A 24,904-nucleotide genomic window follows, 5' to 3' on the forward strand; every position below is an offset into this window, starting at 1 on the left:
CATGAAGACGAAGCGCTTCATCGACAAGCGCTGGCGAGACCAGGCGTGACAGCAATCCAATGCTGAGATAGTCCGCCATGCGGATGGGACCACCCAACGTCGACGCCTTGCCTGCCATGCCGATTACTGGAAGCGATCAATATTCAATAGTATATCGCTAAGTGAACGGCATTGGGGACAGACCACGTTTACGTTTATGGCATCCACCCCCCAAAGGCGTTGATTAGTCGGGCAGTGTGCTCAGCTGCATCAAGTCCAGCAGTCTCAGAGTGCACGCCCCTTATCGGTTGGCCAATACGACGCGCTGTCATACAAACGACATGAATCGGAAGGCACGGGCGGGCTTGTGGCCATGCAAGACCTGTCGCTATGGCGACCGCGGTGGCATCCGGCGAAGTACCATCGGCCGATCAGGGGGCACCTCCCGCACGCTGGTGTCATGATCGAGCCGGCGTGACAAAGCCTTCACGGTTGGTAGCGTTGGTGGCCATACCTGCGATGTTCCCATTGCCCAAAGGACGCTCCGGCCATGACTGATGCCTACTGCAAGCTCGAAGCGCGCTTCGCGCGACTCTCCCGCTATGCCCACCTGGGCGCCATGGCCGGCTGGGATCAGCTCACTCTGATGCCTTCCGGTGGCAGCGAGGCGCGCGCTGCGGCTATTGCCGAGCTGCAGGTACTGATGCACGAAAGTCTGACCGACGACGCCACCCGCGGGCTGCTTGACGACGTCGCCCCCTCGACTCTTGACGATAGTCAGCGTGCCAATCTGCGCGAAATGAAGCGCGAGGTCGACGATGCTCGGGTGTTGCCACCGTCGCTGGTCGAGGCGCAGTCGCTGGCCGGCGCACGCGGCGAGCGGGCCTGGCGCCGCTGCCGGGCAGACAACGACTGGCAGGGGTTTCTCGAGCCCTTTCGCGAGGTGGTCCGTCTCGCCCGCGAGGAGGCGACAATCCGCGCCGAAGCGGCGGGCTGCTCGCGCTACGAGGCGCTGCTGCAGAAGTTCGAGCCCGGCATGAGCGTTGCCGAGCTGGACCGCCTGTTCGCCGATATGCGCCAGTGGCTGCCGGGACTGCTGCAGGAAGTGGTCGAACACCAGCGCGCCACGGGTGACTACACCACGCCGCGCGGCCCCTTCCCGCAGCAGGATCAGCAGCGGTTGGGGCAGCGCATGATGGACTGGCTGGGATTCGACTTCGAGCACGGCCGGCTGGATGTCAGCCTGCACCCTTTCTGCGGCGGCGTGCCGGAGGATGTGCGCCTGACCACGCGATATCGTGAGGATGAATGCTTCTCGTCGCTGATGGGCATCATCCACGAGACCGGCCACGCCCGCTACGAGCAGAACCTGCCCGCGGCGCTGCGCGGCCAGCCGGCGGGAAAGGCGCGCTCGATGGCGGTACACGAATCCCAGAGCCTGAGCTTCGAGATGCAGCTGGGACGCAGCGCTGCCTTTCTGCGCTGCCTGCGCCCCTGGCTGGTCGAGCAGTTCGGCGACCAGCCGGCGTTCGAGGCCGCCAATCTGGTGCGGCTGGCGCAGCGCGTCGAGCCGGGGCTGATCCGCGTCGACGCCGACGAAGTCAGCTATCCGGCGCACATTCTGCTGCGCTACGACATCGAGCGCGCCCTGATCGAGGGCGACATCGAAGTGGAGGAGATTCCCGGGCTGTGGGACGAGGGTATGCAGCGCCTGCTGGGACTCGATACTCGCGGCAACTACCGCGACGGCTGCCTGCAGGATATCCACTGGACCGACGGCGCCTTCGGCTACTTCCCCACCTACAGTCTCGGCGCCATGCTGGCCGCCCAGCTGATGGCCGCCGCCCGCCGCGAACGGCCTGACCTCGACGAGCGCATCGCCGCCGGCGACCCGAAGCCGCTGCTTGACTGGCTGAAGACCAACGTCTGGCAGCAGGGCAGCCTGTATGAGACCGACGAGTTGATCCGTCGCGCCAGCGGTGAATCGCTCAACCCGGCGCACTATCAGCGCCACCTGCGTACGCGCTATCTGGGGCGCTGATTATCGCGACAGCTCACGGGCTTCTTTCGGTCTTCCCGACATGATGAGGCGGTCAGTAATCGCCGGGCCCCTCAGCTACGGGCCGCGTTCGTGGTATCTGGCTTGAACGTGATGGATTAGTCGGGCGGTGTGCTCAAGTGCATCAGGCCCGCCAGCCTTTGAGTGCTCCGCCCTTGGGCGGCCAGTGTGGAGCAGTTCATCACTTAGCGCTCTGTCCAGTTTTCGGGGACCAGCTCAAACCAATCCACGACGAATCAAAAGACGAACGAAAGACTATCCATCCCGAAAAGGCGACGAGCGACTCAACGGACAGCCTAATTACACGGCTCAGGTGGTTAAGTGAACAGCGCTGGGTCTGTCCCCAATGCTGCAGGCATCCGCCTGCGAGTTGATTCATTTTAAGTGAGCCTCGTTCACGGTCGGCAGCGCCAGCTTGGACCTGTACGCGTCAGCAATTGGGCTGGACAGCGACCGGCACCAGTCGGCTTGTCGATTTGGAAGTCCTGTTATTGAAATTATTGAAAAAGCATAGCGAGTTCTCACTCGCTGCCGACGCAGTGTCGAGATCAGATGCCACGATGCTCGATCACCCCGTCACAACGGGAGACGCCAGGCGGAAGAATCTGCGGCAAATGTCTCGGCCAGAAAATCCACCGTAGCGCGTACACCCGGCAGCATGCCGCGGCGAGATGGGAAAGCCAGATGGATGTTCGCTTCGCGGCTGCGCCAGGTCGGCAGTATCCGCACCAGGCGACCATCATCCAGCGCCGCACGGCAGGCATAGTGGGCCAGGAAGGCGACGCCGAGGCCATCGATCGCCGCTTGTAGCAGAATGGCGAACTCGGTCGCCGCCACTCGCGGCTCGTGATCCACGCTGGCCTTGTGGCCTTCGCCGATGATATCCGCTCTGCTCGGATTGGCTGATGGTGGGCCAGGTTGCCAGTTCGGCCGGTATGGACGGCGGATCGCGTTCGTCCAGCAGCGCCGGGCTGGCGACCAGACAGGCATGGCCGCGCGCGAGTTGTCGTATGACCACGTCGGCATCCCCGTCGAGCGTTTCACGCACGCGTAGCGCCACATCGATCCGTTCTTCGATAAGGTCGAGCCGCCGATTGCCGACCATGACCTGCACGCGCAATCGCGGATACCGACGCATAAGCTCGGGCAGTCGCTCGGCGAGGAGGCGTTCGACCCCGAGCGGGCAGCCGATCCGGACCAGACCCCGGGGCTCGGCGGTGACCCGGGCGGCTGCGGCCTCCACGGCATCGGCCTGGTCCAGGGCGGCAAGCGCGTGCGCCTGAACTTCTCGCCCTACGGCAGTGACGCTGAACCGGCGCGTCGAGCGTTCGATCAAACGGACGCCCAGGCGCTTCTCGAGCGCCGCGACCCTGCGACTGACGCGCGACTTCGGCACGCCCATCACGCGGGCCGCCGCAGAGAAACCGCCATGCGCCACGACGGCGGCAAAGTAGGTCAGGTCGTTGAGATCCCGCATTTATTGTCTCGTTGAATGGAACGCGATGTCCTGTTTGCGCCGACTAATCCTCTGATCGTTGCAGTGATAGTGTAAGCATCATTGCCATGCATGTCGTCGCCTTCTCGGCGTCGCCTTGCGATCGGAGAGGGGGGCCTGCCATGACGAACCGACGTTCGATATCGCGCCGAAAGCTTCTGCGCGCCGCGACCTGGGTCGCACAGGGGCTTATTTTCCTCGCCTTTCTGTGGGCGGGATCGGAGAAGCTGCTGTCGCCGATAGCGGATCTTGCCCGCATGTGGCCGTGGACCGGCGATCTGCCGCCACCGATTGTACGAACGCTCGGTGTGATCGACCTGTTGGGTGGAATAGGCGTCCTGTTGCCCGATCTGACCCGCATCAAACCTCGCCTGACGACCGCCGCCGCCGTGGGCTGCGTGCTGCTCCAGCTGTGCGCGATGATCTTTCACATCTCGCGTGGCGAGGCCGAAGACCTGCCGGTCAACCTCGTCTTCCTGGCGTTGCTCGTCTTCATTCTTTGGGGACGTCGCCGCACCTCGGCTATGGCCCGGCCCCCGTCCGACAGCGGAGAACGGCCATGACCAATCGAACGATCGATATCGCGTTCTGGGATTACGACCGCACGCGCCTGCTTTTGGACGGCACCATCCCGATTCAGGGCGCTGAGCCGCGCTTTCACTCCGCGCGCATTGTGCCGCAGATTTTCAAGGCGATGATCGACGGCCATTATGACGTGTCGGAGCTCGGCTTCACCTATTTCCTCAGAACCTTCGTCGACGGGCGCTCGCCTTTTCTGGCCCTGCCCGTCTTCCTCAATCGCGCCTTCCGCCATGGCGCGATCCATGTGAACGAAAATTCGAGCATTAGCCGCCCGGAAGATCTGGCCGGCAAGCGGATCGGCGAACTCGCTCTTTACGGGCATGATGCCGGCCTTATGTCGAAGGGCATTCTGTCCGACACCTCCGCCTGGCGGCCGGAGCAGAGCCGATGGATCGTCGGTGGTATCGACTTCCCGATGGACCCCGTCGATTTCGTCTCCCGTCCGGTACCGGCCGGATGCGAGGTCGAATATGCCGGTAGCGACGTCGATCTCGGCGAGATGCTGGTGACGGGCGAGATCGATGCGCTTTTTACCGCCGACATCCCGGCAGGCATGTTGCAGAAGCGGTCGGGCATCCGCCGACTGTTCGGCGACTACCTGGAGCGTGAGCGCGCCTATTTTCGCGACACCGGCATCTTCCCGATCATGCATCTCGTCGCGGTAAAACGGCAGATGGCCGAGAACCATCCGGAACTGATCAAGTCGATCTACCAAAGCTTCTGCCAGGCCAAAGATCAGATGATCGAGCACTATGCGCAGGGTATGACTTTCAATAATATGGACCTGATGCATCCTTGGCTGACCGCGCTGATCGCCGAGAACCGCGAGCTCATGGGCAAGGACTGGTGGCCCTACGGCATCGGCGCCAATCGCGCTGCGATCGACACGGTGCTGCGCTATCATCACGAACAGGGGCTGACCGATCGTCGCTTCACCATCGAAGACGTGTTCGTGCCCGGCCTTCTCGAAACCTGATAGCGCGCCGGTGGTTCAGCCAGATGAACGGCCAGCCGATCCACCTGACGCTGACGGTTCATATCACCCATGGCGACGGCCGATCCGTTGCACCGGTGAGATACGGCACCCGGACCACTGAAGTTGGGTTTATTCCAGACTGTCGAGGAACCCTAAAAGCTCGCGATTGAACTGCTCGGTACTTTCGCGATTGGGCCAGTGGCCGACATCTGGCATGGCGACGAAACCGCGCAATCCGGGAAGTCCCTTTCGCAACTCAGCCTCGCTCGGTTCGCGAACCGCGTTCAGCCCGTCCAGCTCGCCGTAAATGAAGAATGAGGGCTGGTGTATAGGCACGCCTTTGAATGCCGCGGTGAGATCGAAGCCGGGTTGGAGAGAGCTGTAGTAATTGAGCCCTCCTTGAAAGCCGGTGCGCTGAAAGTCCGCGATCTGCTCAGCCACGTCGTGCGCGTCCGCCCACTCGGGCACCGCCACCGGGGCCTTGCGGGTACGCTCGCGTGTCGTATCGAATGGGTCCCATCGGTCGGCAGCGGCCGGGCTGCCGGACGACCAGTAAAGAAAACCGGGGAAAGTGACGGCCGCATCCTGCCAGCGCTCGGCCGCGTCAGGCTTCATTTCGTCAAACATATAGAAGCTGTCGCGCTTGCCTGCCGCTTCCAGCGATTGAAGAAAATGCTGTTCGCCGCGTGGCGCGAAGGCGACGCTGACACCGAAAACGGCGGTAAAACGATCGGGGCGCATCATGGCCGCCCCCCAGGCCGCAGCGGCACCGAAGTCGTGACCAACGATCGTGATCGTCGCCAACCCGAGCGCGTCCAACAGCCCAACGAGATCGCCCGTGGTGTGTAATGTCGTATAGGCATGGGGGTCCGAGGGCGCGGAGCTTCGCCCATAGCCTCGCATATCGATCGCGATTGCCCGATAGCCAGCAGCCGCGACGGCCTCCATCTGCCGCCGCCAGCCGAGCCAGGTATCCGGAAAGCCGTGGCAGAACAGGACAGGCTTGCCTTCACCAAGCTCTGCGACGTGAAGCTCGATACCTCCACCGACGTCCACTTGCGAATGTTTCATATCAAGCCTTCCTTGCAGATATGCGGGCCAAGAAACGACCAAACCCTGATGGTTTCGTGAAGCTATTTAGCCTAAGTCAGTAATTTGGATTTTTTCGCGAGCGGCTCAGAAGAGTGTGATGAGATAGCGGGCCAATTTTTGACATGAATACCGGGCCTAACTGTGCTTTGCCTTCCTATTGAGTTGAGTAATTCTCAGAGAGGGCATTGGCTTTGGCCGTGAAATCGGAGAGCAGTTTAACCATATCGTGCTTCACCTGAGGCGGCGCGGTTTGCAACGACCCGGCATGAAACGGGGGATGCGGATCGTACTGGCCGACGAGTTGCGTGCATTGGGCGTAGAAGACGCTGCGCAGTTCCGCAACCATCGTTAGACCGAAATCGAGCCCGGAGGTCACGCCGGCGCCCGTCATCCGATTGCGGTCCTTGACGACGCGTTCGTTGGTGGGAATCGCGCCGAAGCCTTTGAGCGCGTCGATACATGACCAGTGGGAGGTTGCCTTGTAGCCTTCTAACAAACCGGCGGCCCCCAGAATCAGTGACCCGGAGCACACGCTGGTAACATATTTTGCGCGGGCACCACGATCAGCCATGAATGCGAGCGTCTTGGGGTCTTGCGCCGTGGCGAGTGTGCTGGTGGTCCCGCCCGGTGCGAAAAGTACCGTGAGATCCTTGGGGCAGTCTTCGAACGTCGCGGTCGGCGTGATAGTGACGCCTGAATCACTGACGACCGGTTCCAGCGAGGGGGCGACGAGGTCGATCTGGGCACCCATCATCGAGGCCAGCATGCTGTGCGGGCCGATCAAGTCGAGCAGTGTCATCTGAGGATAGACCAACATGGCTATCTTTTCGTCGCCGACCCAATGGACTGCGTCGTTGGGCATATCCATCTCGCGTGATCCAGGTTTATCTTTTGTCAAAGTGCTCGCAAGCACGGGCGCGCTCGCCATAGCCAGTGGCGCACAAAGCGCGCTAAGCAGAAGCCGGCGACGATGTATGTCGGTCATAGGTTCACCTTGAGTGTGAGATAGACAGATCGGGGCTGAACAGGTTGGACGACCGGGAAGCCGAGATACGCATACGTGTTGAATGCTTTGTTATCGCCGAGATTCACGCCCGAGACCTGGACGCTATAACGGCTGAACGTGTACGCCGCCTGTGCGTCGATCAGGGCATATCCGGGCACGGAGACAGTATTCGGCAAGGTATCTTCGCGTGCGCCGAGCGCGGTGACACCAGCCCCCAGCGATAGGCCTTTCGCCGGTCCGGAAAGCCAGCGATAGCGTGCGGCAAGCCGGCCGCTGCTGCGCGGTACGCGCGCCAAGCGCTCACCGACCGGGATCGTGTCGTCACGCGTCACTTCGGCGTCTGTATAGGCGTAGTTGGCTGTGAGTGAAAAGGCCGGTACTGGCTCCCACGTGAGATCGGCCTCCACGCCCTGAGCGCGTTGTTGCCCGGTCTGAATCGAAAAACCCGGATGGGTCGGATCAGCCGTGGGCATGTTCTCTCGTGTTTGCCGGAAGAAGGCGAGGGTGGCGTACAAGCCCGAATCTGCCAGCGCCAGTTTGAACCCACCCGAGACGTTATCGGAGGTGATGGGTTTGGGCGCCTCTTGCCCCGTGAAGGCGAATGCGCCGCGAAAGCCCGTGGCATAGCCGGCAAAAAGGGAGATGCCCCGCCACATGTCGAAGGTCGCGCCAAGGCGCGGTGAGACGCGACGATAGGTCTGATCGGTGTTCTGCTCTTTTTCGTAGAACTGAAGTTGCGTCAGTCGAAGCGATCCCGTCAGACCGAGACGCCCGTAAGTGGCTTGATCCTGAACATAGGCCGCTTGGGTTCGATAGCGATCGGTCTGTTTCAGCGTCGTCGCCAATCGGGGGCCGAAGGACAGATCGTAGCGAGGATCTACGAGATCGATCGTGCCACGGGCCACGCCGTTGAAACCCAGGTCGGACGAAAAGTTGGTGCGATCGTAATTGACCCCGGCCAGCCACCGATGCGTGCCGCCCAGCCAATGCACGCTGTCGGTCACATTGGCATCGAAGGCCGCCTCGTCGATATGCCCGATGATATCGAGCGGCACGATGGGGTATCGCGTTGGCGTCGCCGGGTCTGGCGGATACAGTTGCGGATAGACGAAACTCCCGTATTCCGCCGTCTCGTTGTGATAATAGCGCCCCGTAAGCTGCCCTTTTAGCGTGTCATTGAACGTATGCTGTAGCTGAACCGTAACAATCTGACTTTTGTTCTGTGTTTCCGGCTGACCCTCGGGCGTACCCGGAAATGCGTTGCGCTCAAGTTTTCCCGCGAGTGCCTGCATTGCCGGTAAGCCGGAATATTCGAGCCGGCTATCGCGATTGAACTGGCCGTATACTGATAATTTCGTTTTCGGGCTGAGCTGAAACGACAGGCTCGGCTTGAGCGACGAGCGATGGCCGTGGACCTGATCGATCCAACTCTCATTGTCTTGATACTCACCCGCAATCCGGAAATTGACGCGTGATGACAGCGGACCGGTGACGTCAAAATACGGATCGAGCGTGTTGTCGCTTCCGATTCGCATGGCAACATAGCCTTTGCCATCTTTAGACGGCGCTTCGGACTCGACGTTGATGAGGCCGCCGAGCGGGGCGCCAAGGCCGCCGCCATACAGTGCCGCGTTCGGGCCTTTGAGCACCGCGAAGCGCCGTACGCCGACCAGGCTCGTGGGCGCGGTCTCGGCCGCGTTGCCAAACAACGGCAAACCATCGACATAGACTTCGGCCGGGAATCCACGAATAAGAATCGGCAAGAAAAGATCGGCATCCGGCTGGCTGGGTACCACGCCTGATACGTTGACCAGCGCGTCCGCCAGTGTTCGATCGTCCTGGTCCTGGATCATCTGCCGATCGATGACTTGCACTGACTGCGGGATCTTGAGCAACGGGGTGTTGGTCCGGGTCGCCGCATGTGTTTCGGTAATGGTGTAAGGGCCGGCGAGAAACGACGCGGGGGCTGTGACCGTCAGTGCTGGCAGTTGGGTGATCGGTGCCGCTTCAGGGCGCTGTGCTGAACCCGGGATCTGCGTCGATGATGTCGGTGATCGGTCCACGCGCATCTGCGATGACGGGGCCGCGCTCAGCGGGGGGCGCCGACCCTGCCATGGTGATTCCGCCGCCGCTGACGAGACCGGGGTCGCCGCAATCAGCGTCGTCGTAGCAACGCCAAGCGCCGTTAGAACCTCGGGGTTGAGGCGCAACGAGGTGAGCGGCATACAAGGATGATCTGATTGGTCCGAGATGGTGACAGTGTGACGATTGGCCGCATTCGAAGTACGACAATCTTCATCTAATATCTGCCAATGGTTACGACACGCGCCGTTGCGATACTCACCTTTCCAAGGTGCCAAATTCTGGATGTGACCGGGCCCGCCATGGTGTTCGAAGCAGCGAATGATCTGATCGACGATCGCTGCTACGACATTCATATTCTCTCGGTAGCCGGCGGACTTGTCTCTTCGAGCAGTGCGGTCGTGTTATCGACACGCTCGATTGTCGAATTGGCGCCGGAATGCATCGACACCTTGCTGATTGCCGGCGGCGAGGCAGCCGGTCTGGACGCCTTGATCGCCGACCCGCGTGCGCGTGATTGGGCGGTCGCGGGCAGCAAGGCTGCACGGCGCTATGGCTCAGTCTGTACCGGCACATTTGCGCTGGCCGGCTATGGTCTGATAGGAACCCGCCATGTGACGACCCACTGGTCCGCCTGCGAGCGACTCGCCCGCCAACTGCCGAATGCCAAGATCAATCGCGATGCGGTATTCGTCAACGACGGCCGTCTCTGGACATCGGCCGGGGTGACGTCCGGCATCGATATGTGTGTGGAGATGGTGGCGCAGGATCTCGGTGTCTCGGTCGCACACCGGATCGCCAAACGCCTTGTGCTGGCCGAAAGACGGCCGAGCCATCAACGGCAACTAAGCCCTGTACTGCGTGCTCAATTCGAAGCCGATGCGCCCTTTGCCGAACTGATCGAGCACATACAAAACGACCTGTCGGCCTGTTTGAGCGTGACACGGCTTGCACAGCACGCCGCCATGAGCGAGCGGACCTTTCACAGACGCTTTACCCAAAGTATCGGCATGTCACCGGCGCGGTTTGTGCAAATTGCACGATTGGAACACGTCCGCAAACTGCTCGCGACGGATTCATCCTTGAAAGAGATCGCTTCAAGGACGGGCTTTTCAGGTTCCGCTTCTTTATCGAGCGCCTTCAAACGATGCTTCGGGTTATCACCTGAGCGCTTTCGCGCTTCGTTGAAACATCGATAGCCAGTGCGTCCGCTGTCGTCCTATTCCGTCGAAGAACACGTTCGCGAGTCGAGATGCCCGGCTATTTCGGACAGCCAGATCAGGGGGTTGGACTTGGCCGGGGCCATTAGACACTTCTGGCCTATGATTTGAGCATAGGAGGAAGTGTAATGAGTAGTCAGCGATATACCCCGGAATTCAAGGACGAAGCGGCTCGGCAAGTGCTGGATCGGGGATACCCAGTCGCCGATGTAGCCGAGCATCCGATGCAGCCAATGGCGGTCAAAGAGAGTCTTCGAGTGCTCCGCCCTTGGGCGGCCGGCAGATACGACGCGCTGTCATACAGACGACATGAATCAGCCGCACGATTCCGGGTCCATTCGGGCCGTCTAGGGGGTCGGCATGACAGGGCTGTGCATTCGGGGATCGGGTTGGTTACTGGCGGGCATGACGGCCAGTGTGGTTGCGCTCGGCTTGACGGGCTGTAACGACGACGATGCGAACGTTTCGACCGGCGATACCGGAGCGGGGACACCGGCACCGGCTGCGGACATCGCGTTTACGCCGCCCGGCCAGGGTGTGGCGGTCGATAACTACACGTTGACGGCCCAATACGATCTACCGGTCGCGCCCGACGCCGACAATCGGCTGGCCGACGAGGCATCGGCAGTGACCTGGGATCCGGATACCGACAGCCTGTTCGTGGTGGGTGACGGGGGCACGGCGGTCGTCCAGGTCAACAAGCAGGGCCGGCTCATCGACTCGATGGCGCTCGCGGCCGACGACGATAGCCCGTCCGGCCGTGCGTTCTACGATACCGAGGGCCTGACCTACGCCGGCGACGGCCAATTTGTGCTGGTGGAGGAGCGCGATCGGCGTATCAATCGATTCACCTACCAGCCCGGGGCCACGTTGACGCGTCAGGGCGTCGCCGCAATCAAGCTCGGCACAACCATCGGCAACACCGGTCTCGAAGGCATCAGCCGCGACCCGTCCGCCAGCGGTTACGTACTGGTCAAGGAAAAACAGCCGATCGGTGTCTTCGCGACGCAGGTGGATTTTGCCGCGGGCACGGCCAGCAACGGCGGTCTCGATACCGAAAATTCGACCAATCTGTTCGATCCGGAGACGCTCGACGTCGCCGATCTGGCCGATGTTTATGCGGTCTCCAACGGGGTCGATCCGGGCAGCGCGAACTACGCTGACCTGTTGCTGCTCAGCCAGGAATCCGGCGTGATCGTGCAGACCGACCACGACGGCCATATCCGCGGCCGTCTGGTAATCGGCGTTGCGGGCCAGAACGAGGGCATCACGATGGATGCCGATCACGTGATCTATACCGCCAACGAGATGGGCGGCGGTGGCCCGCACAAGCCACAGCTGTGGGTATACACGCCGACCACGAACAGTCAGAACGTCGGCATCCATTCGCATATCTATGTGACGTATAACCGCTCGATACAGGCGGGCAGCGGCGAAATCACGCTCGACAACGGCAACGGCGACAGCCGGCGCTTCGATGTCACCGACCGCCAGCATGTGGCGATCGTCGACGGGAACACGCTGGCGATCACGCCCGACGCACCCCTTGTTGCACAGCAGACGTATCGCATCGGTATTCCCGAGGGCGCCGTGGAAGAGACCGACGGCGGGGCCTTGCCGGCGTTGGCGAGCCTTGCCGACGCCCGTTTCACCACCGCCGCCGACGATATCGCGCCGCGCCTTGTTTCGACGGCGCCTGCCGACGGCGCAGGCGGCGTGACTGCCGACCGGATTCGGCTGCAGTTCAGTGAAGACATCCAGGCCGGTAGCGGCAGCCTTCATCTCCTGCAGGCCAACGGCGATACCACGGACATCGATGCATCCGATACGTCGCAGGTCGCCATCGACGGCGATACCGTGACCGTGTCACCGAGCGGCGGGCTCGCGGCTGGCGCGGATTATCGTGTCACGATCGACGACAACGCCTTCACCGATCGCGTCGGCAACGCTTACGCCGGGCGCGCCGGCGATGACGCGCTCACCTTTCTCACCGGCGCGGGAACGGGCGCAACCCCGCTGGCCGCGGGCGATCTCCGATTCATCGGCGTCAACGGCCACGGCACCGACGCCATTGCCTTCATTCTGCTCAAGCCGGTCAACGCGACCACGCAGATCCAGTTCACCGACAAGGATTACGCCGCGTCGAGCGCGACGCCCTGGCCGGATAACGAAGCGGCTTACACCTGGACGGCCGATACCGATTACCCGGCCGGCACGGTGGTCACGATTACAACCGACGGCCCCCTGGCCGACAAGGGCATGGTCAGCGGCGAAGGCGGTGGCGTGAGCGCGTCGGGCGAGACCTATTATGCGTTTGCCGGCCAGATCGATGATGCCGATGCCGGCCGGCTTTCGGTCGATCACTTCCTGGCCGCGATCAATACCGGCGGCGAGGCGGCGGGCGACATCCCGGCCACACTGGCATCGAGCGGTGCCTACCAGCATTTCGACGGGGCCAACGCCAAGTACAGCGGCTCGTTCGACGAGTCCGATCTGCCGGCTCTTGTTCAGCGCATCGACGATGCTGGCAACTGGCGCGTCAACGACGATGACGACGGTTTTGTGCTATCCGACGACGGCGCGTTCTTCGCGACCGCGCTGACACCGGCCAATACGCTGTTCGTCGGCGTGAATGGGTCCGGCACCGATGCCGTGGCTTTCATCCTGCTGGGCGGCGCCCGGGCCGGCACCCAGATCGGGCTGACCGACAAGGACTACGATGCCGCGCGCACGCCGCACTGGCCGGATAACGAAGCCGCCTATACCTGGACGGCCGACGTCGATTATGCGCCCGGCACCCTCGTCACCGTCCAGCCCAAGACATTGACCGCGGACAAGGGCTCGGTGGTCGGCTCCGACGGCGGCATCGGCAAATCGGGCGAGACGATCTATGCCTTCGTTGGCCCGGTGGCAGACGCCGATGCCGGCTACCTCGCCGTACAGCGGTTCCTGGCTGCCATTCACATCGGCGACGAGACTGCCGGCGATATCCCGGCGGATCTGGCCACAACCGGCCAGGCGATCAGCTTCGCCGCCGCCAATGCCCGATATGCCGGGGGTTTCGATAACCGGAACAACGGTCTGGCCGCACGCATTCGTGATACCGCCAACTGGCAGACGGCGAGCGACGGCTTTTCGGTGATCGATAACAGCCTGTTCCCGAACGACTAGATACGGGTTGTCTGTTGCAGGTGAGCAATAGAAGGCGGATCACGGCGGGTTCGTGCTCATCGGGTTGGGATCGGCCTGACCGGGCGGGTTGGCGGTTGGCGGCGCGACTCAAGGTCCGAATTCCACATGCGTTCTCTTTATGCCGCGCTGCTGGCGCGGAACCGTCGGCCTGCGACGAACTCCAAAAGGCCCGTCGAGACGTCGATGGGCCTTTTGTCCTGGGGCGATGGCCGCAGGCACAGATGAGACCGCGAAGGCGTCGAGGCGGGCAGCCCAGGCACCAAGCGGATCAGCGAGCGATCCGGGTTGCGGCGCACGCAGACCGACAGGGCAGTGGTGTCGCCATGGGCAGCGTTGCCGATTTCGAGGGCCGTGTTCCGGCGATCGAGGACGATCGTGTTGGAGTCCGGCAGGCCGAAGCGATTAGGAGAGCCAGCCTGTCAACAGTTTTGATATTTTGTTCCTTGGCGGCGGTAGAGATTGGAGAGTCAGGCCGATCTCGTGCCCGCATGCCAGAAAACGATCCACCCGCGATTTCGGCATCAACGTGAAGATGTGAGAATCGCTATCGTCGTCGAAAATGATGATCGCGATATCGCTATGAGATAACTTTTTCGCGGCTTCGTTGAGATGCCGGCCGGTTAGATTTGTCTCTTCGTCGTTCGGAAGGGATATGTCGCCGATATTCAGCCCTCTGGATTCAACGATCAGGTTGATCTGATATGCCACATCCGCCGCGGTGGCTTTCCAGTCCATCTCGGCTATGAGGTTGTGTCTTGCAAAATAGCCTTTCTCGTCGTAAATCGCATCATGCCAGGAGAACTCCCGGCAATCGGAAAGTGTCATCTTTTTCCATCGGCCGCCTTTCGTCAAAAAGCCACGGGGATCTCGGGCGGGAAAAATCAGATGCTTTTCAATGTAATTGTCAGCCGCTGTATCAAAGCCGCTCAGCATCTCGCCAAATTCTCGTAATGCATCGACGTTGACGTGTGGCTCTTTCACGACTGAAAGCTTTTCGCTGCGCGATAGATGTGGGTAATGATGATTTAGAGCGTACTCCTCGACTAATGCGAACAGGCGCAGCATCTCGTCAAGAGAGTTCTGATCATCAACAGGTTTCCAGTGCTGCTCAATAGAAGCCAAGGATGGATGACCTGTTTCGAGCCAGGGTGATCTGGCTGCGGAGGAAACGACGACGCGTGCGTCGATTTCTTCATCCAGAACCGTCAAGCCGTATGTTGGATGCTCGCGGCCTGCGATCCCGAAATGAACGGCCGCAGGAACATAATAGCCTTTGTAATCCGGCACCGCCTCTTTGCGTACCTGGAGGTCCAGGCGCGGTTCTGTTCCGGTCGTGAAGCCGATAACCGATAAGTTCAGAAGTCTTTCGACTCTATCGCGGCTGAGCCGGTCGGCGGACAAAGGTGCGATTGCTCTTCTGGCGATATAGTAAGGCAAGGTCTTTCCCCAATAGCTATCGATGTGGCATCGATGAGGCGGGCCCGTGGTTGTTCTTTTGAGTCGTGCCGGAACGTATATCGAACGTGCTGACTTTCTTTGATTTTATCGCGCTTTCGGAAATAACGATCGGGCTGCGTGGTTCGCGCTGTAAAATGCGGGACGCTTGATTTTCGCAGCACGATTGATGTCATAGCCGAATGCCATGGCGCGTTGGTCGAAAAGACGATCGATGGCCATCACGAACTCGGACGCCCGTTGATGGCCCAGTCGGCCAATCGCGCCGGCGCAACCAAGCGCAGGTGTTTGCCTCGTCCTTCGATGATGTCGGTTTGGCGTAGTGCCGCGATAGCGCGTGAAATGGTTTCCGTGGTCAACCCCAGATAGTTGGCGATATCCGCGCGGGGCATGGCGAGTATCAAGTCGCTTGCCACCTGGCCATTTCGTCCGAGCCGGCAGGCGAGGCTGAATAGAAAGATGGCCACACGGGCGCTTGCATCGCGTTGATTGACGACCATCAACAGTTGCTCATGTTCGGCCAGATTCTTGCTCAGCACGCTGGCCAACGCGTCGTACAGCCCGGGCAGCCTTGCCATGGTTTCGTTGAAACGGTGCAGGGCAAACACGCGCACCGTGCTGGGTTCGATGCTCGTGGCCATGCAGAGGTGTTCGCGATTATGAAAGGCATCCAGGCCGACCAGTTCGCCGGGGAAATGGAAGCCGGTGATCTGATGTCGGCCCTGGGCGTCGACCAGTGTCGTCTTGAGCAACCCCTCGGTCACGATGTAAAGCCCATGTAGGCCATGCCCCTGTCGGAACAGGGTTTGACCACGCGCCAGCTTGATCTCGCGCATGGGCAGGGCGGCCAGCTGTGTGAGTACGTTGTCGTCCAGCGTATGCGGGGAACACAGCTGTTGAACACTGGCATTCTGGCCGTACACCAGAAGCTCACTGAGCTGCAGTGGCGGCCCTTGGGTATCGAACGACACGTTGGGTCACGACGCGATCAATGTAGGAACAGTCATATGGCGCATCAGCTCATAGGTGACGCCGCCGAAGACCAGCTCGCGCAAGCGGGAATGTCCGTAAGCGCCCATTACCAGCAGGTCGGCGCCACTGTCGGCGATCTTTGACAACAATACTTCGGCGACACTCAGCCCGCGACCGTCGAGCTGCGTTACCGATACGCGGATGCCGTGCCGGGCGGCGAACAAGGCGATGTCCGCGCCGGGTTCGTCGCCATAGATACGGTGCGTACGGGCCTCGCCCTCGTCGACGATCAGTATTTCGACCAGGGCCGCACGTTTCAAAAAAGGCAAGGCCGCGGTGATCGCGTGCGTGGCCTCACGCGTGGCATTCCAGGCCAGCACGATATGTTGGCCGAGCGTATCGGGGCATCTGCCGTAGGGCAGTATCAGAACCGGGCGGGCTGAGGCGGTCGCGATCACAGCGGGCGTGTCGGCGCTGATTTGGCTGTCGCGTTCCTGTGGATCGTGCTGGCCGAGTATGACGAGATCGGCATAGCGGGCATGTAGCGCGGCGATATCCGCAACGCTGCCGTCGGCCATCTCGCCTGCATGGTAGCGCCATTCGAAGTTCTGGAACTCGACCCGATGGGCCTGTTCGACGAACGCTGTTTTCAGGCGATCGGCGTGTTGGGCCGCTTCGAGTTTCTCGTGTTCGATAGCCTCTGCACTGGGCGCGACCGGATAAGTGCCGGCGGCAACGTAGGCCTGATAGCTCGGAACGTGGACACGCAGCGCCGTGAGATGTGCATTGGCGTCGCTGGCGATGCGAAGCGCCGTATCGGCAACGTCCGCCTGGTGGGAACTGTCTTGCGTGAGTAACAGAAGCGTGGCGTAGTCCAACGTCGATCTCCGTCAGCCGGGTGGAATCCGGTTAAAGCCGGTCAAGTCCGTAGTGTCATACGCTTTCCTGCCAGTTTATTTGATCCATCTCAATTCGGCTGCGATTACGGTGCTCGGGCGGTGGTGTCGCCACGGCCCGGAACGATCGGGCAAAGCCGCAGGCCCCGCGGCTTTTCCGGCGTGGTGCGCGTGCCTGCTATCGACTGGCAATTCCGGCGCGCGGTTCATGCACAGGCTTTTAGAGGCACCACGAATGCGGCCGATGTCGAATGGGGGCGACAAAAAGCGGGGCGTGATCTCCGGGGCGGTTCGCGGACACGGGCAGGCGCTGCGCTCGGGGCGTTTCATTGTCGATCCGCGATTGGGTCGAGAGAGTCGGCGCCCGGTCTGCGTTCGGATCGGGCCGTCAGGGCTTTCGTATTGACGGGACTCAGAGGCGCGACGAGCGGTTTCGATCTGCCGGCGTCAACCGTCGCGCCATGTCCTGTCGGTCGGGTGCTTATCCTTGCGGATAATGCCGCCAGACCGCCGCGGCACGGTATCGCCGGGCCACCTGTGCCAGCGCGGACCACGCTGGCCCGCGTATACGCCGAATCACAGGCGCGCGACCGACGTCGCGTGCTGCCCGGCGCCTCATAAGTTCGAGGTGGCCGGTGCGGTGTCGCCATGCGCCGATACCCGGGGCGAGGCCGCGCGAGGTCGATGAAGACGAACCATCACTCGACCACGGCGGCGCCGGATCCGATCGCGGCTCCGGGTTCAGACCGATTGGCGCCACGACGTACCGGATCGTCCGTCCACGAGCCCGGTCGCATGAACTGTCGCGGGTGATGTCGCCGGGACATGTTCGAGCCTTCGATTGTGTGCGGGCGGCTCTTGCGAGGTGGCATGCCTGATGGCGTGTCGAAGTGCGCCCGGCCGCGGCATCGAGCCACAACCGCTGTCGTTGACGACGCAGTGGCAGATCAGTCCTCTGGGCGCTTCTGAGTCCCTGTGATGTGGCGCCAATTCTGGCAAGGCATTCGAGGCTGTCATACGAATGCCGACATCATCCGGCGAGTCTGACCTGAACCGCCAAGATCGACATTTCATCAACGCCGCCTCGGGTTGATCTGAGCGCGGATCAACCGCGATGGGCTTATCAAGGCACACACAGCGGCTGCCAAGGCATTGAAAACGAACGACGGGCAAGCGGCCTTTATCTTCGATAACGTAGAAAACAGCTGACGAGGTCAGCTGTCTTGGTGCCGGGTTAATGGATGGGGGCGCTGGAGCCTGTTGATGTTTCGTTCGAGCGCCTTTTCGTCGAGAGACCGCAGTGTGTCCGGCAAGGCTCGCAACGCCGCCGGGCGCCCATCGTCAATTTCAGGGCGCACTTGGCGCGGACTCGCACGAAACATCAACAGGCTCCAGGCCGTAATCCAGAAATATCCGCCGAGTGTCGGTCAGCGTATAGCCCTTGCGGCGATTGAGTTTGAATAACGGCAGGCTGGCCAGTTGTTCGGCGGTGGGCCGCGCCTGCGCTGACAAATGCCCATCCAGGAGTCGTTGCAAGACATGCGGGCCGCGCGCGCTGATCTTGGGCGTCTCGTCCCATTCACGTTGTCGCTCGGGATCGCGGGCTAGCAGCCAGTCGAATGTGTGATGTTGCCAGAAGTAGCTTCGAGCCGGTCGGCGAGACAACATGTAGGTCTCGCTCCAGGCCAACCAGGCCTGAAGCAACGGGGCATCGGTGTGGGCGGCGATGAACCAGTTCGCGACCGAACGTAGAGGCTGCGGTCGGGTGAAGGCGAAGAAGCCTCGCGGCGTTGTGACATCAATCCATTCGTCCAACGGGCGCTGACAGATCGTGGTCGCATCGGCCCAGACGCCGCCATAGCGAGCCAGCAGCCGCAGCCTGATGATATCCGCCTTGTGGCTTGGCGAAATATGCGATGGAAACCGGGGGAGCGCGATCGTGTTGACCAGGCTTTCTGCGTCCAGCACGCGTACCGTCCAGCTCGGGTTCCGTACCCGCCAGCTTTCGATACAGGCGCGCACCAGGGCCGGTGCCTCGGTCTCGCCCTGCAGCCAGAGCATCCAGATGGTTCGCGCCGGCGGGTTCGGCGCTGGCGGTGCCTGCATCAAACGATCCCAGTCCGCGACGAAGGTATCCAGACCGAGTCGTTGTTGGCATGCCCGGTCCTGCCGGTCTCGGCGCACCACATAACGGCGAAATCGCTCGGTGGTTATCGCCTCGGCTATCGGCTTGAGGATTCGAGTCCGGGGATGCATCGCTTCGTCAATCAATGGGACAAGTCACGATTGCTCACAATACACGGCGCCGCAAGGCATCGGCCTCGGGGATCGATCATCCGGCCCGCCATACGATTGACGCCGCATGCCGTGCCCGACACGTTCATCTTTCTCATCGAGATGCCGCGGCGTGAATCGTCAGCCGGCGACGGCCGTCGATGCGCCGAAGTCGATGCGCATGGCTTTCGCACGGTGTGGCTTGTCGCTGCTGCATATGGAAAGGCCCGTCGACTTGTCGACGGGCCTTGGGTCTTTTGCACGCTTGCGGCGTATGCTGCGGCGGCTTAAATCAGGCCGCGACGACGCGCGAGGGCGCCAAGGCCGAACAGGCCCAACGCGAAGAGTACCAGCGAGCTCGGCTCCGGTACGTCGGCCGACGGCGCGCTGGCGTTGCCATAGGCATGGTTGTCACTTTCGAAGGCCGTGTCATCGCTGTTGAAGACGATCGTGTTGAAATCCGGCAGGTCGAAAAGATTCACGTAGGCGCTGTCGTTCTGATCGGCCAACGAGATGTTCTGGCTGCTTGCCGCGTTGCGGATGTCGGTGCCGGTGACGCGGGCAACCGCCGTCGTGGCGCTCTGATAGCCGTTGTAGAAAGTGATCGAGTTCGCCGGGTCGATCGAGCCCCAGAGCAGGCCGAAATAATTGGCTGTGTCGGGGATATAGAAGTTGGCGCGGTTGTCCTCGCCCAGAGTGGTGGGGTTGGATAAATACGGCGTGCTGTTGCGTCCCGGGCTGAGTTCCGGCGCGCTGTATTCGTTGGCCAAGCTCCCCGTCCGGAAGGTGTAGCTGCCGAAGCATCCGCTATAACCGCCACAAGTCGCTTGCTGTTTGAAGTCGAGGACGTTGGCGCCGGCGACGTTGGTCGTGGCGAGGCCGTTGGCATCGGCGCTGTGATCGAACGTGATCGTATAAGCGCTGGCGCTCGCGCTGATGCACATGGCGATGCCGATGAAAGCGGCATTCTGGAGGGAGCGATGAACCATATGGATGCTCTGTGAGTTTCTGCACGAAACGAGTGGGTGGCCGGATGGCCAGCAGGTCGCTCGGCTTGGCAACGTTCGAGCCAGCTTTTTTTGTCTTTTTAAAACAAAAGCGTATGTCATATGGCTCATCGTGAGTGTCAGGTATTCCGACGCTTTTGCAACGGTTTTGATACGTGCCATGGCGCCCATTATTAACCCGGCATGAAAATAGATGATTTTTCGGGTTGATAACGCGCGTGTGCGACAGCACGCGCGCCACGGCCAACGGCCGTGAAGCCATTGAAAATAAAAAGACGGACAAGTGCCGGCGTTTCTTTCGATGGCGTTGAAAACAGCTGACGTCGTCAGCTGTTCTGGTGCCGGATTAATAGTCCCCGTCTGTCAAAAAAAGCGACAGCGGACTTCGCCGAAGACAAACAGGGGCCGGCTTATCGAATGAGCCGCGCGACGCGCTCGCGTTTTGTATCGGCCGGCGGCGTAGTCGGCGGCCACGCCAGCGCGCCCGAGGTTGCCGGTGCGCCACGGGCGGCGTCACCGGTTCGAGTGCTTTTGTAGGGCGTCCACGGCGGCGCGCCGGTTGCCACCGGGGCGGGGGCTGCTGGTCAGGCGCGATTGGCCGGTCTTCAAGGGGGCCCCGCGGTCACGATGATGGCGATCACGCCGTCGTCGTCGGCGCATAGTCTGATCGAGATGCCGAAGGCGGCGCGCGACTGGGCTGGACGGGCGCCGTATAGCGCGGCGATAGTCGCGGAACGCGTATCGGGGGCGATTCCGCTCGGGGCATCGTGAACACCGACCGCAGCGAGATCGGGCGTTGCGGCATTCAGACGCGACAAGCACGGACAACGCACCGCCGCGCGAGGACTTGTTCACCCCGGTCGTGGCAGGACCGGTCGTTGGCATGTCGGGCGACGTGGTTTGGCACCGGCCCGCAGGCACGGCTGTTGCTGGCATTGTCCGCGATTGCCGCCCGGAGTGAGATGGCCTCGTTGCAGGCTCGTCCAGCGCCGTATTTCAACACGGTTGCCGTTGACTGGCCGGGGGTCGGGCCTGTCGACAAGCCGCACGTGGCGTGGACACCGGCGGCGATGTCGGCATTTCTGGCGCATATCCTGGAAACGCGTGTATCGCGTCCGCATCCCATTGTCGCGGCCGGCCCCATGCGGCCGGCTATGTGTTGCGTCATTTCGCCGGCGCGCCGACAACGGCGCCGGCGCTGGCCCTGGTTGCGCCGACGTGACGCGGGCCGTTGCCGACCATGCTCGGCCGTCGCCCGGCCTGGCTCGGTGGGCTCTGTGCGGCGATGGATCATCGACTGATCGGCCCGGGGCTGTACGCGCTCAATCTGAATGATTGGATGATCCGGCGCATGGTAGCCGGGCACGTCTATAGCGACGCCGGCTGGCTGACGCCGTCCCGCATGGCCGATAAACGCCAGGGGGGCGCTGCCGGAGCGCGGCATACGTCGGTGCGGTTCGCGACCGGCGCACTCGACCCGTTCGAGGATCGCGCCGATTTTCATGATGCAGCCGCCGGGCTGTCGCGCGAGCGGCGACAGCTGATCCGGGGTGGCGATACGCCGTGCAAGTCGCAGGCAGAAATGCAGCCGCTGGATATCGCGCCGGTGGTGTTGTCGCAGGGCAAACTCGGCGTGCCCGAGGAATTCGCCGCGTCGGTGGCGGCCACCATTCTGGATAGTGCGAAGGCCCAGGCGGCGTAGCGGCGCCGTACCGGTGTTGCCTGTCGTCGGTATCACCGCGAGACGGTCAGAATACGTTGGCGCTCGGCGGCACGACGATTCCGCGGTTATATTCATGGCCCGAAGCGGGGGCGCAGTCCGGGCACTTTCAGGACCCTATCGATGGCTTTTTCGACCGATATTCGATTCATCCGCCAGGCCGAGGCCGCACTGGGCGTTGTTTTCCCGGCGGCGTTGACGGCACGTCTTCGATGCGACAACGGTGGCGAGCTGGATGTTCTCGACGCGGACTGGCGCCTCCATCCGGTCTTTGATGATTCCGATGCCCGACGGGCCAAACGAACCGCCAGCCATATCGTGCAGGAGACCATGGCTGCCCGCGCCTGGCCCGGCTTTCCGGCGCAGGCGATCGCCATCGCGACCGACGGCGATGGCAACCAGCTCGTGCTGTTGCCGGCTGCCGAGGGCACGGCGCTCTTGGCGGCGGTCCATGTCTGGTGGCATGAAGACGGCGAACTCGAGCGCGTCGCCGCGAGTTGTGCCGACCTTCAAGACCTGTGAACGCGGCATCGGGCCAGCTGACCTGCTCAGCGGTTTCCAACGCCATCGAAGAATAAAAGCCGGCACTTGTCCGTCTTTTTATTTTCAATGGCTTCACGGCCGTTGGCCGTGGCGCGCGTGCTGTCGCACACGCGCGTTATCAACCCGAAAAATCATCTATTTTTATGCCGGGTTGATAACACGTCCCACGTGCGCCGCGCCGGCGGCCATTTTTTTGCAAGACAAGGCATCGGGCGCGTACGGCCGTCATTCTGGCGTCGCGAACGATAACGCCGGATTGCTAAAAAATGACCGCCGTCCCGTCGGGTTGTGCCCAAAAACCGGCCATGCAACGTTGAACCACCATACGGCAGGACCAAATATCTAGGACCCGCGGCGCGACCGGCAGACGTGGGCCATGATCGAGCGCACGGATTACCCCATCATATGCATTGCCGCGCGATCCGGCGTCAGTCTGGCCCCGGCTGGCGGATGCCCGTTAAGTTCGTCATGGGATATGTTCAGGACGATACCTGATTCACATCCCGCACGGCGCCGCGTGAGGCATTGGTTGCAAGCGCCGCATAGGCCTTGAGCGCGGTCGAGACCTTGCGCAGGCGATTCTTCGGCTGCCAGGCATTGGGGCCCTGTTCGTTCATGGCGGTCCGGCGGGCGCCCAGCTCGGCCTCGTCGACGATCAGCTCGATCGTCCGGCCTGGGATATCGATGGCGATCGTATCGCCGGTTTCGACCAGGCCGATGAGCCCGCCCTCGGCGGCTTCCGGTGAGACGTGGCCGATGGACAGGCCCGACGTGCCACCGGAAAAACGCCCGTCGGTGACCAGGGCACAGGCCTTGCCGAGGCCCTTGGATTTCAGGTAGCTCGTCGGATAGAGCATTTCCTGCATGCCCGGGCCGCCTTTCGGGCCTTCGTAGCGGATGATGACGATCTCGCCCGTCGAGACTTCGTTGCACAGGATCCCGGCCACGGCGGCGTCCTGGCTTTCGTAAACGCGGGCGCTGCCGGTGAACGTGAGGATCGAATCATCCACGCCGGCGGTCTTGACGATGCAACCCTCGGGCGCGAGGTTGCCGAACAGCACGGCCAGGCCGCCGTCGGTGGAGAACGGATGCGCGGCCGAGCGAATCACGCCGTGTTCGCGGTCGGCGTCCAGCGCCTCCCAACGGGCGGACTGCGAGAACGCGGTCTGGGTCGGTACGCCGCCCGGCGCGGCCTGGTAGAACCGGCGGACCGCGGCGTCGGTGGTGCGGACGATGTCCCAGTGGGCCAGTGCGTCGCTCATGCGCTCGGCATGGATCGTCGGCAGCGTGGTGTCGAGCAGGCCGGCGCGGTCGAGCTCGCCGAGGATGGCCATGATGCCGCCGGCGCGATGGACGTCTTCCATGTGCACATCGGCCTTGGCGGGGGCGACCTTGCACAGACAGGGCACGCGCCGCGAGAGCGCATCGATCTCGGCGATGGAGAAGTCGATGGCGCCTTCCTGGGCCGCGGCCAGCAGATGCAGGACCGTATTGGTCGAACCGCCCATGGCGATGTCCAGGCTCATGGCGTTGGCGAACGCGTCGCGGTTGGCGATACGCCGCGGCAGCACGCGCTCATCGTCGTTTTCGTAATACCGTCGGGCGATTTCGACGACGGTGCGGCCGGCGTCACGGAACAGCCGCTCGCGGTCGCTGTGGGTGGCCAGCATCGAGCCGTTGCCCGGTAGCGCCAGGCCGAGTGCTTCGGTGAGGCAGTTCATGGAATTGGCCGTGAACATGCCGGAACACGAGCCACAGGTGGGGCAGGCCGAACGTTCAACGGTCGCGACGTCGTCATCGGAATAGCGCTCGTCGGCGGCCACTACCATGGCATCGACCAGATCGAAGGCCCGGCTGCTGCCTTTCACGACCGCCTTGCCGGCTTCCATCGGGCCGCCGGAAATGAAGACTGTCGGGATGTTCAGCCGCATGGCTGCCATCAGCATGCCGGGCGTGATCTTGTCGCAGTTGGAGATGCACACCAGGGCATCGGCACAGTGCGCGTTGACCATGTACTCGACGCTGTCGGCGATCAGCTCGCGCGAGGGCAGGGAATAGAGCATGCCCTGATGGCCCATCGCGATCCCGTCGTCCACGGCGATCGTGTTGAATTCCTTGGCCACGCCGCCGGCCACCGCGATTTCTTCAGCCACCAGCTGGCCCAGATCCTTGAGATGCACGTGGCCGGGTACGAACTGCGTGAAACTGTTGGCCACGGCGATGATCGGCTTGCCGAAATCGGCATCGCCCATGCCGGTGGCCCGCCAGAGCGCGCGGGCGCCGGCCATGTTGCGGCCATGGGTGGTGGTACGGGAGCGATAGGCAGGCATGGCAGTCGATTTGGCGACGGGGTG

Annotated in this window: 17 protein-coding genes and 1 pseudogene; 8 read left to right on the forward strand and 10 right to left on the reverse strand. The window is 62.2% G+C overall.

The features are described from left to right. Positions 1-529: 529 nt before the first annotated feature. A complete protein-coding gene (locus D3260_RS06285; RefSeq protein WP_120097734.1) occupies positions 530-2,020 on the forward strand; it encodes a carboxypeptidase M32 in 1,491 nt (496 codons plus the stop codon). Positions 2,021-2,614: 594 nt separating this feature from the next. On the opposite strand, the pseudogene D3260_RS06290 reads toward D3260_RS06285, so the two are convergent. After that, a pseudogene (locus D3260_RS06290) lies at positions 2,615-3,515 on the reverse strand (LysR substrate-binding domain-containing protein). A gap of 140 nt (positions 3,516-3,655) precedes the next feature. Here D3260_RS06290 and D3260_RS06295 point away from each other — a divergent pair. Beyond that, the gene (locus D3260_RS06295; RefSeq protein ID WP_120097736.1) at positions 3,656-4,096 is read left to right on the forward strand and encodes a DoxX family protein; all 441 of its coding nucleotides are present in this window, start codon (positions 3,656-3,658) and stop codon (positions 4,094-4,096) included. Continuing rightward, on the forward strand, positions 4,093-5,091 hold the full coding sequence (locus D3260_RS06300; RefSeq protein WP_120097737.1) for a 4,5-dihydroxyphthalate decarboxylase: 999 nt from the start codon (positions 4,093-4,095) through the stop codon (positions 5,089-5,091). The genes D3260_RS06295 and D3260_RS06300 overlap by 4 nt, the downstream gene beginning before the upstream one ends. 129 nt (positions 5,092-5,220) lie before the next feature. On the opposite strand, the gene D3260_RS06305 is transcribed toward D3260_RS06300, so the two are convergent. The 3 genes from D3260_RS06305 to D3260_RS06315 all read right to left on the reverse strand — a co-directional run bounded on the left by D3260_RS06305 (position 5,221) and on the right by D3260_RS06315 (position 9,627). Further along, positions 5,221-6,162, reverse strand: coding sequence for an alpha/beta fold hydrolase (locus tag D3260_RS06305; RefSeq protein ID WP_120097738.1), 942 nt, complete (start codon positions 6,160-6,162; stop codon positions 5,221-5,223). Positions 6,163-6,337: 175 nt separating this feature from the next. Next, entirely contained in the window at positions 6,338-7,168 is an 831-nt protein-coding gene (locus tag D3260_RS06310; protein ID WP_120097739.1) for a DJ-1/PfpI family protein, read from the reverse strand. Beyond that, entirely contained in the window at positions 7,165-9,627 is a 2,463-nt protein-coding gene (locus tag D3260_RS06315; protein WP_120097740.1) for a TonB-dependent siderophore receptor, read from the reverse strand. Before D3260_RS06315 ends, D3260_RS06310 begins: the two co-directional genes overlap by 4 nt. Here D3260_RS06315 and D3260_RS06320 point away from each other — a divergent pair. The 3 genes from D3260_RS06320 to D3260_RS06330 all read left to right on the forward strand — a co-directional run bounded on the left by D3260_RS06320 (position 9,574) and on the right by D3260_RS06330 (position 13,662). After that, positions 9,574-10,470, forward strand: a complete 897-nt coding sequence (locus D3260_RS06320; RefSeq protein ID WP_233543987.1) for a GlxA family transcriptional regulator — start codon at positions 9,574-9,576, stop codon at positions 10,468-10,470. The two genes, D3260_RS06315 and D3260_RS06320, sit on opposite strands and share 54 nt — an antisense overlap. Positions 10,471-10,619: 149 nt before the next feature. Beyond that, positions 10,620-10,937: a transposase gene (locus tag D3260_RS18060; RefSeq protein ID WP_370456282.1), complete on the forward strand. Its 318-nt coding sequence runs from the start codon at positions 10,620-10,622 to the stop codon at positions 10,935-10,937. Then, the gene (locus D3260_RS06330; RefSeq protein ID WP_120097741.1) at positions 10,852-13,662 is read left to right on the forward strand and encodes an SdiA-regulated domain-containing protein; all 2,811 of its coding nucleotides are present in this window, start codon (positions 10,852-10,854) and stop codon (positions 13,660-13,662) included. Before D3260_RS18060 ends, D3260_RS06330 begins: the two co-directional genes overlap by 86 nt. Positions 13,663-14,085: 423 nt before the next feature. Here D3260_RS06330 and D3260_RS06335 read toward each other — a convergent pair whose 3' ends face one another. From D3260_RS06335 to D3260_RS06360, 5 genes are all read right to left on the reverse strand, one after another. Further along, on the reverse strand, positions 14,086-15,120 hold the full coding sequence (locus D3260_RS06335; RefSeq protein ID WP_147418116.1) for a hypothetical protein: 1,035 nt from the start codon (positions 15,118-15,120) through the stop codon (positions 14,086-14,088). A 239-nt stretch (positions 15,121-15,359) separates the two neighbouring features. After that, positions 15,360-16,109: a helix-turn-helix domain-containing protein gene (locus D3260_RS06340; protein ID WP_120097743.1), complete on the reverse strand. Its 750-nt coding sequence runs from the start codon at positions 16,107-16,109 to the stop codon at positions 15,360-15,362. 6 nt (positions 16,110-16,115) lie between these two features. Continuing rightward, on the reverse strand, positions 16,116-16,988 hold the full coding sequence (locus tag D3260_RS06345) for a universal stress protein (protein WP_120097744.1): 873 nt from the start codon (positions 16,986-16,988) through the stop codon (positions 16,116-16,118). A gap of 1,365 nt (positions 16,989-18,353) precedes the next feature. Continuing rightward, entirely contained in the window at positions 18,354-19,262 is a 909-nt protein-coding gene (locus D3260_RS06350; RefSeq protein ID WP_147418117.1) for a capsular polysaccharide synthesis protein, read from the reverse strand. Between the two features lie 305 nt (positions 19,263-19,567). Further along, on the reverse strand, positions 19,568-20,458 hold the full coding sequence (locus D3260_RS06360; RefSeq protein ID WP_120097747.1) for a PEP-CTERM sorting domain-containing protein: 891 nt from the start codon (positions 20,456-20,458) through the stop codon (positions 19,568-19,570). A gap of 1,069 nt (positions 20,459-21,527) precedes the next feature. Here D3260_RS06360 and D3260_RS06370 point away from each other — a divergent pair. Together D3260_RS06370 and D3260_RS06375 are read left to right on the forward strand one after the other, a co-directional pair. Next, a complete protein-coding gene (locus D3260_RS06370; RefSeq protein WP_120097749.1) occupies positions 21,528-21,989 on the forward strand; it encodes a hypothetical protein in 462 nt (153 codons plus the stop codon). Positions 21,990-22,130: 141 nt separating this feature from the next. Further along, on the forward strand, positions 22,131-22,529 hold the full coding sequence (locus tag D3260_RS06375) for an SMI1/KNR4 family protein (RefSeq protein WP_120097750.1): 399 nt from the start codon (positions 22,131-22,133) through the stop codon (positions 22,527-22,529). 500 nt (positions 22,530-23,029) lie between these two features. Here D3260_RS06375 and ilvD read toward each other — a convergent pair whose 3' ends face one another. Further along, positions 23,030-24,880, reverse strand: coding sequence for a dihydroxy-acid dehydratase (gene ilvD, locus D3260_RS06380; protein ID WP_120097751.1), 1,851 nt, complete (start codon positions 24,878-24,880; stop codon positions 23,030-23,032). Positions 24,881-24,904: the final 24 nt, after the last annotated feature.

The organism is Salinisphaera sp. Q1T1-3, assembly GCF_003602005.1.
Lineage (GTDB): Bacteria > Pseudomonadota > Gammaproteobacteria > Nevskiales > Salinisphaeraceae > Salinisphaera.

Bases quoted from the DNA above. Each gene is read 5' to 3' on its own strand.
- D3260_RS06285 (WP_120097734.1), top strand. From the start codon at position 530: ATGACTGATGCCTACTGCAAGCTCGAAGCGCGCTTCGCGCGACTCTCC.
- D3260_RS06295 (WP_120097736.1), top strand. From the start codon at position 3,656: ATGACGAACCGACGTTCGATATCGCGCCGAAAGCTTCTGCGCGCCGCG.
- D3260_RS06300 (WP_120097737.1), top strand. From the start codon at position 4,093: ATGACCAATCGAACGATCGATATCGCGTTCTGGGATTACGACCGCACG.
- D3260_RS06305 (WP_120097738.1), bottom strand. From the start codon at position 6,162: ATGAAACATTCGCAAGTGGACGTCGGTGGAGGTATCGAGCTTCACGTC.
- D3260_RS06310 (WP_120097739.1), bottom strand. From the start codon at position 7,168: ATGACCGACATACATCGTCGCCGGCTTCTGCTTAGCGCGCTTTGTGCG.
- D3260_RS06320 (WP_233543987.1), top strand. From the start codon at position 9,574: ATGGTGTTCGAAGCAGCGAATGATCTGATCGACGATCGCTGCTACGAC.
- D3260_RS06315 (WP_120097740.1), bottom strand. From the start codon at position 9,627: ATGAATGTCGTAGCAGCGATCGTCGATCAGATCATTCGCTGCTTCGAA.
- D3260_RS18060 (WP_370456282.1), top strand. From the start codon at position 10,620: ATGAGTAGTCAGCGATATACCCCGGAATTCAAGGACGAAGCGGCTCGG.
- D3260_RS06330 (WP_120097741.1), top strand. From the start codon at position 10,852: ATGACAGGGCTGTGCATTCGGGGATCGGGTTGGTTACTGGCGGGCATG.
- D3260_RS06350 (WP_147418117.1), bottom strand. From the start codon at position 19,262: ATGCATCCCCGGACTCGAATCCTCAAGCCGATAGCCGAGGCGATAACC.
- D3260_RS06360 (WP_120097747.1), bottom strand. From the start codon at position 20,458: ATGGGCGCCATGGCACGTATCAAAACCGTTGCAAAAGCGTCGGAATAC.
- D3260_RS06370 (WP_120097749.1), top strand. From the start codon at position 21,528: ATGCTCGGCCGTCGCCCGGCCTGGCTCGGTGGGCTCTGTGCGGCGATG.
- D3260_RS06375 (WP_120097750.1), top strand. From the start codon at position 22,131: ATGGCTTTTTCGACCGATATTCGATTCATCCGCCAGGCCGAGGCCGCA.
- ilvD (WP_120097751.1), bottom strand. From the start codon at position 24,880: ATGCCTGCCTATCGCTCCCGTACCACCACCCATGGCCGCAACATGGCC.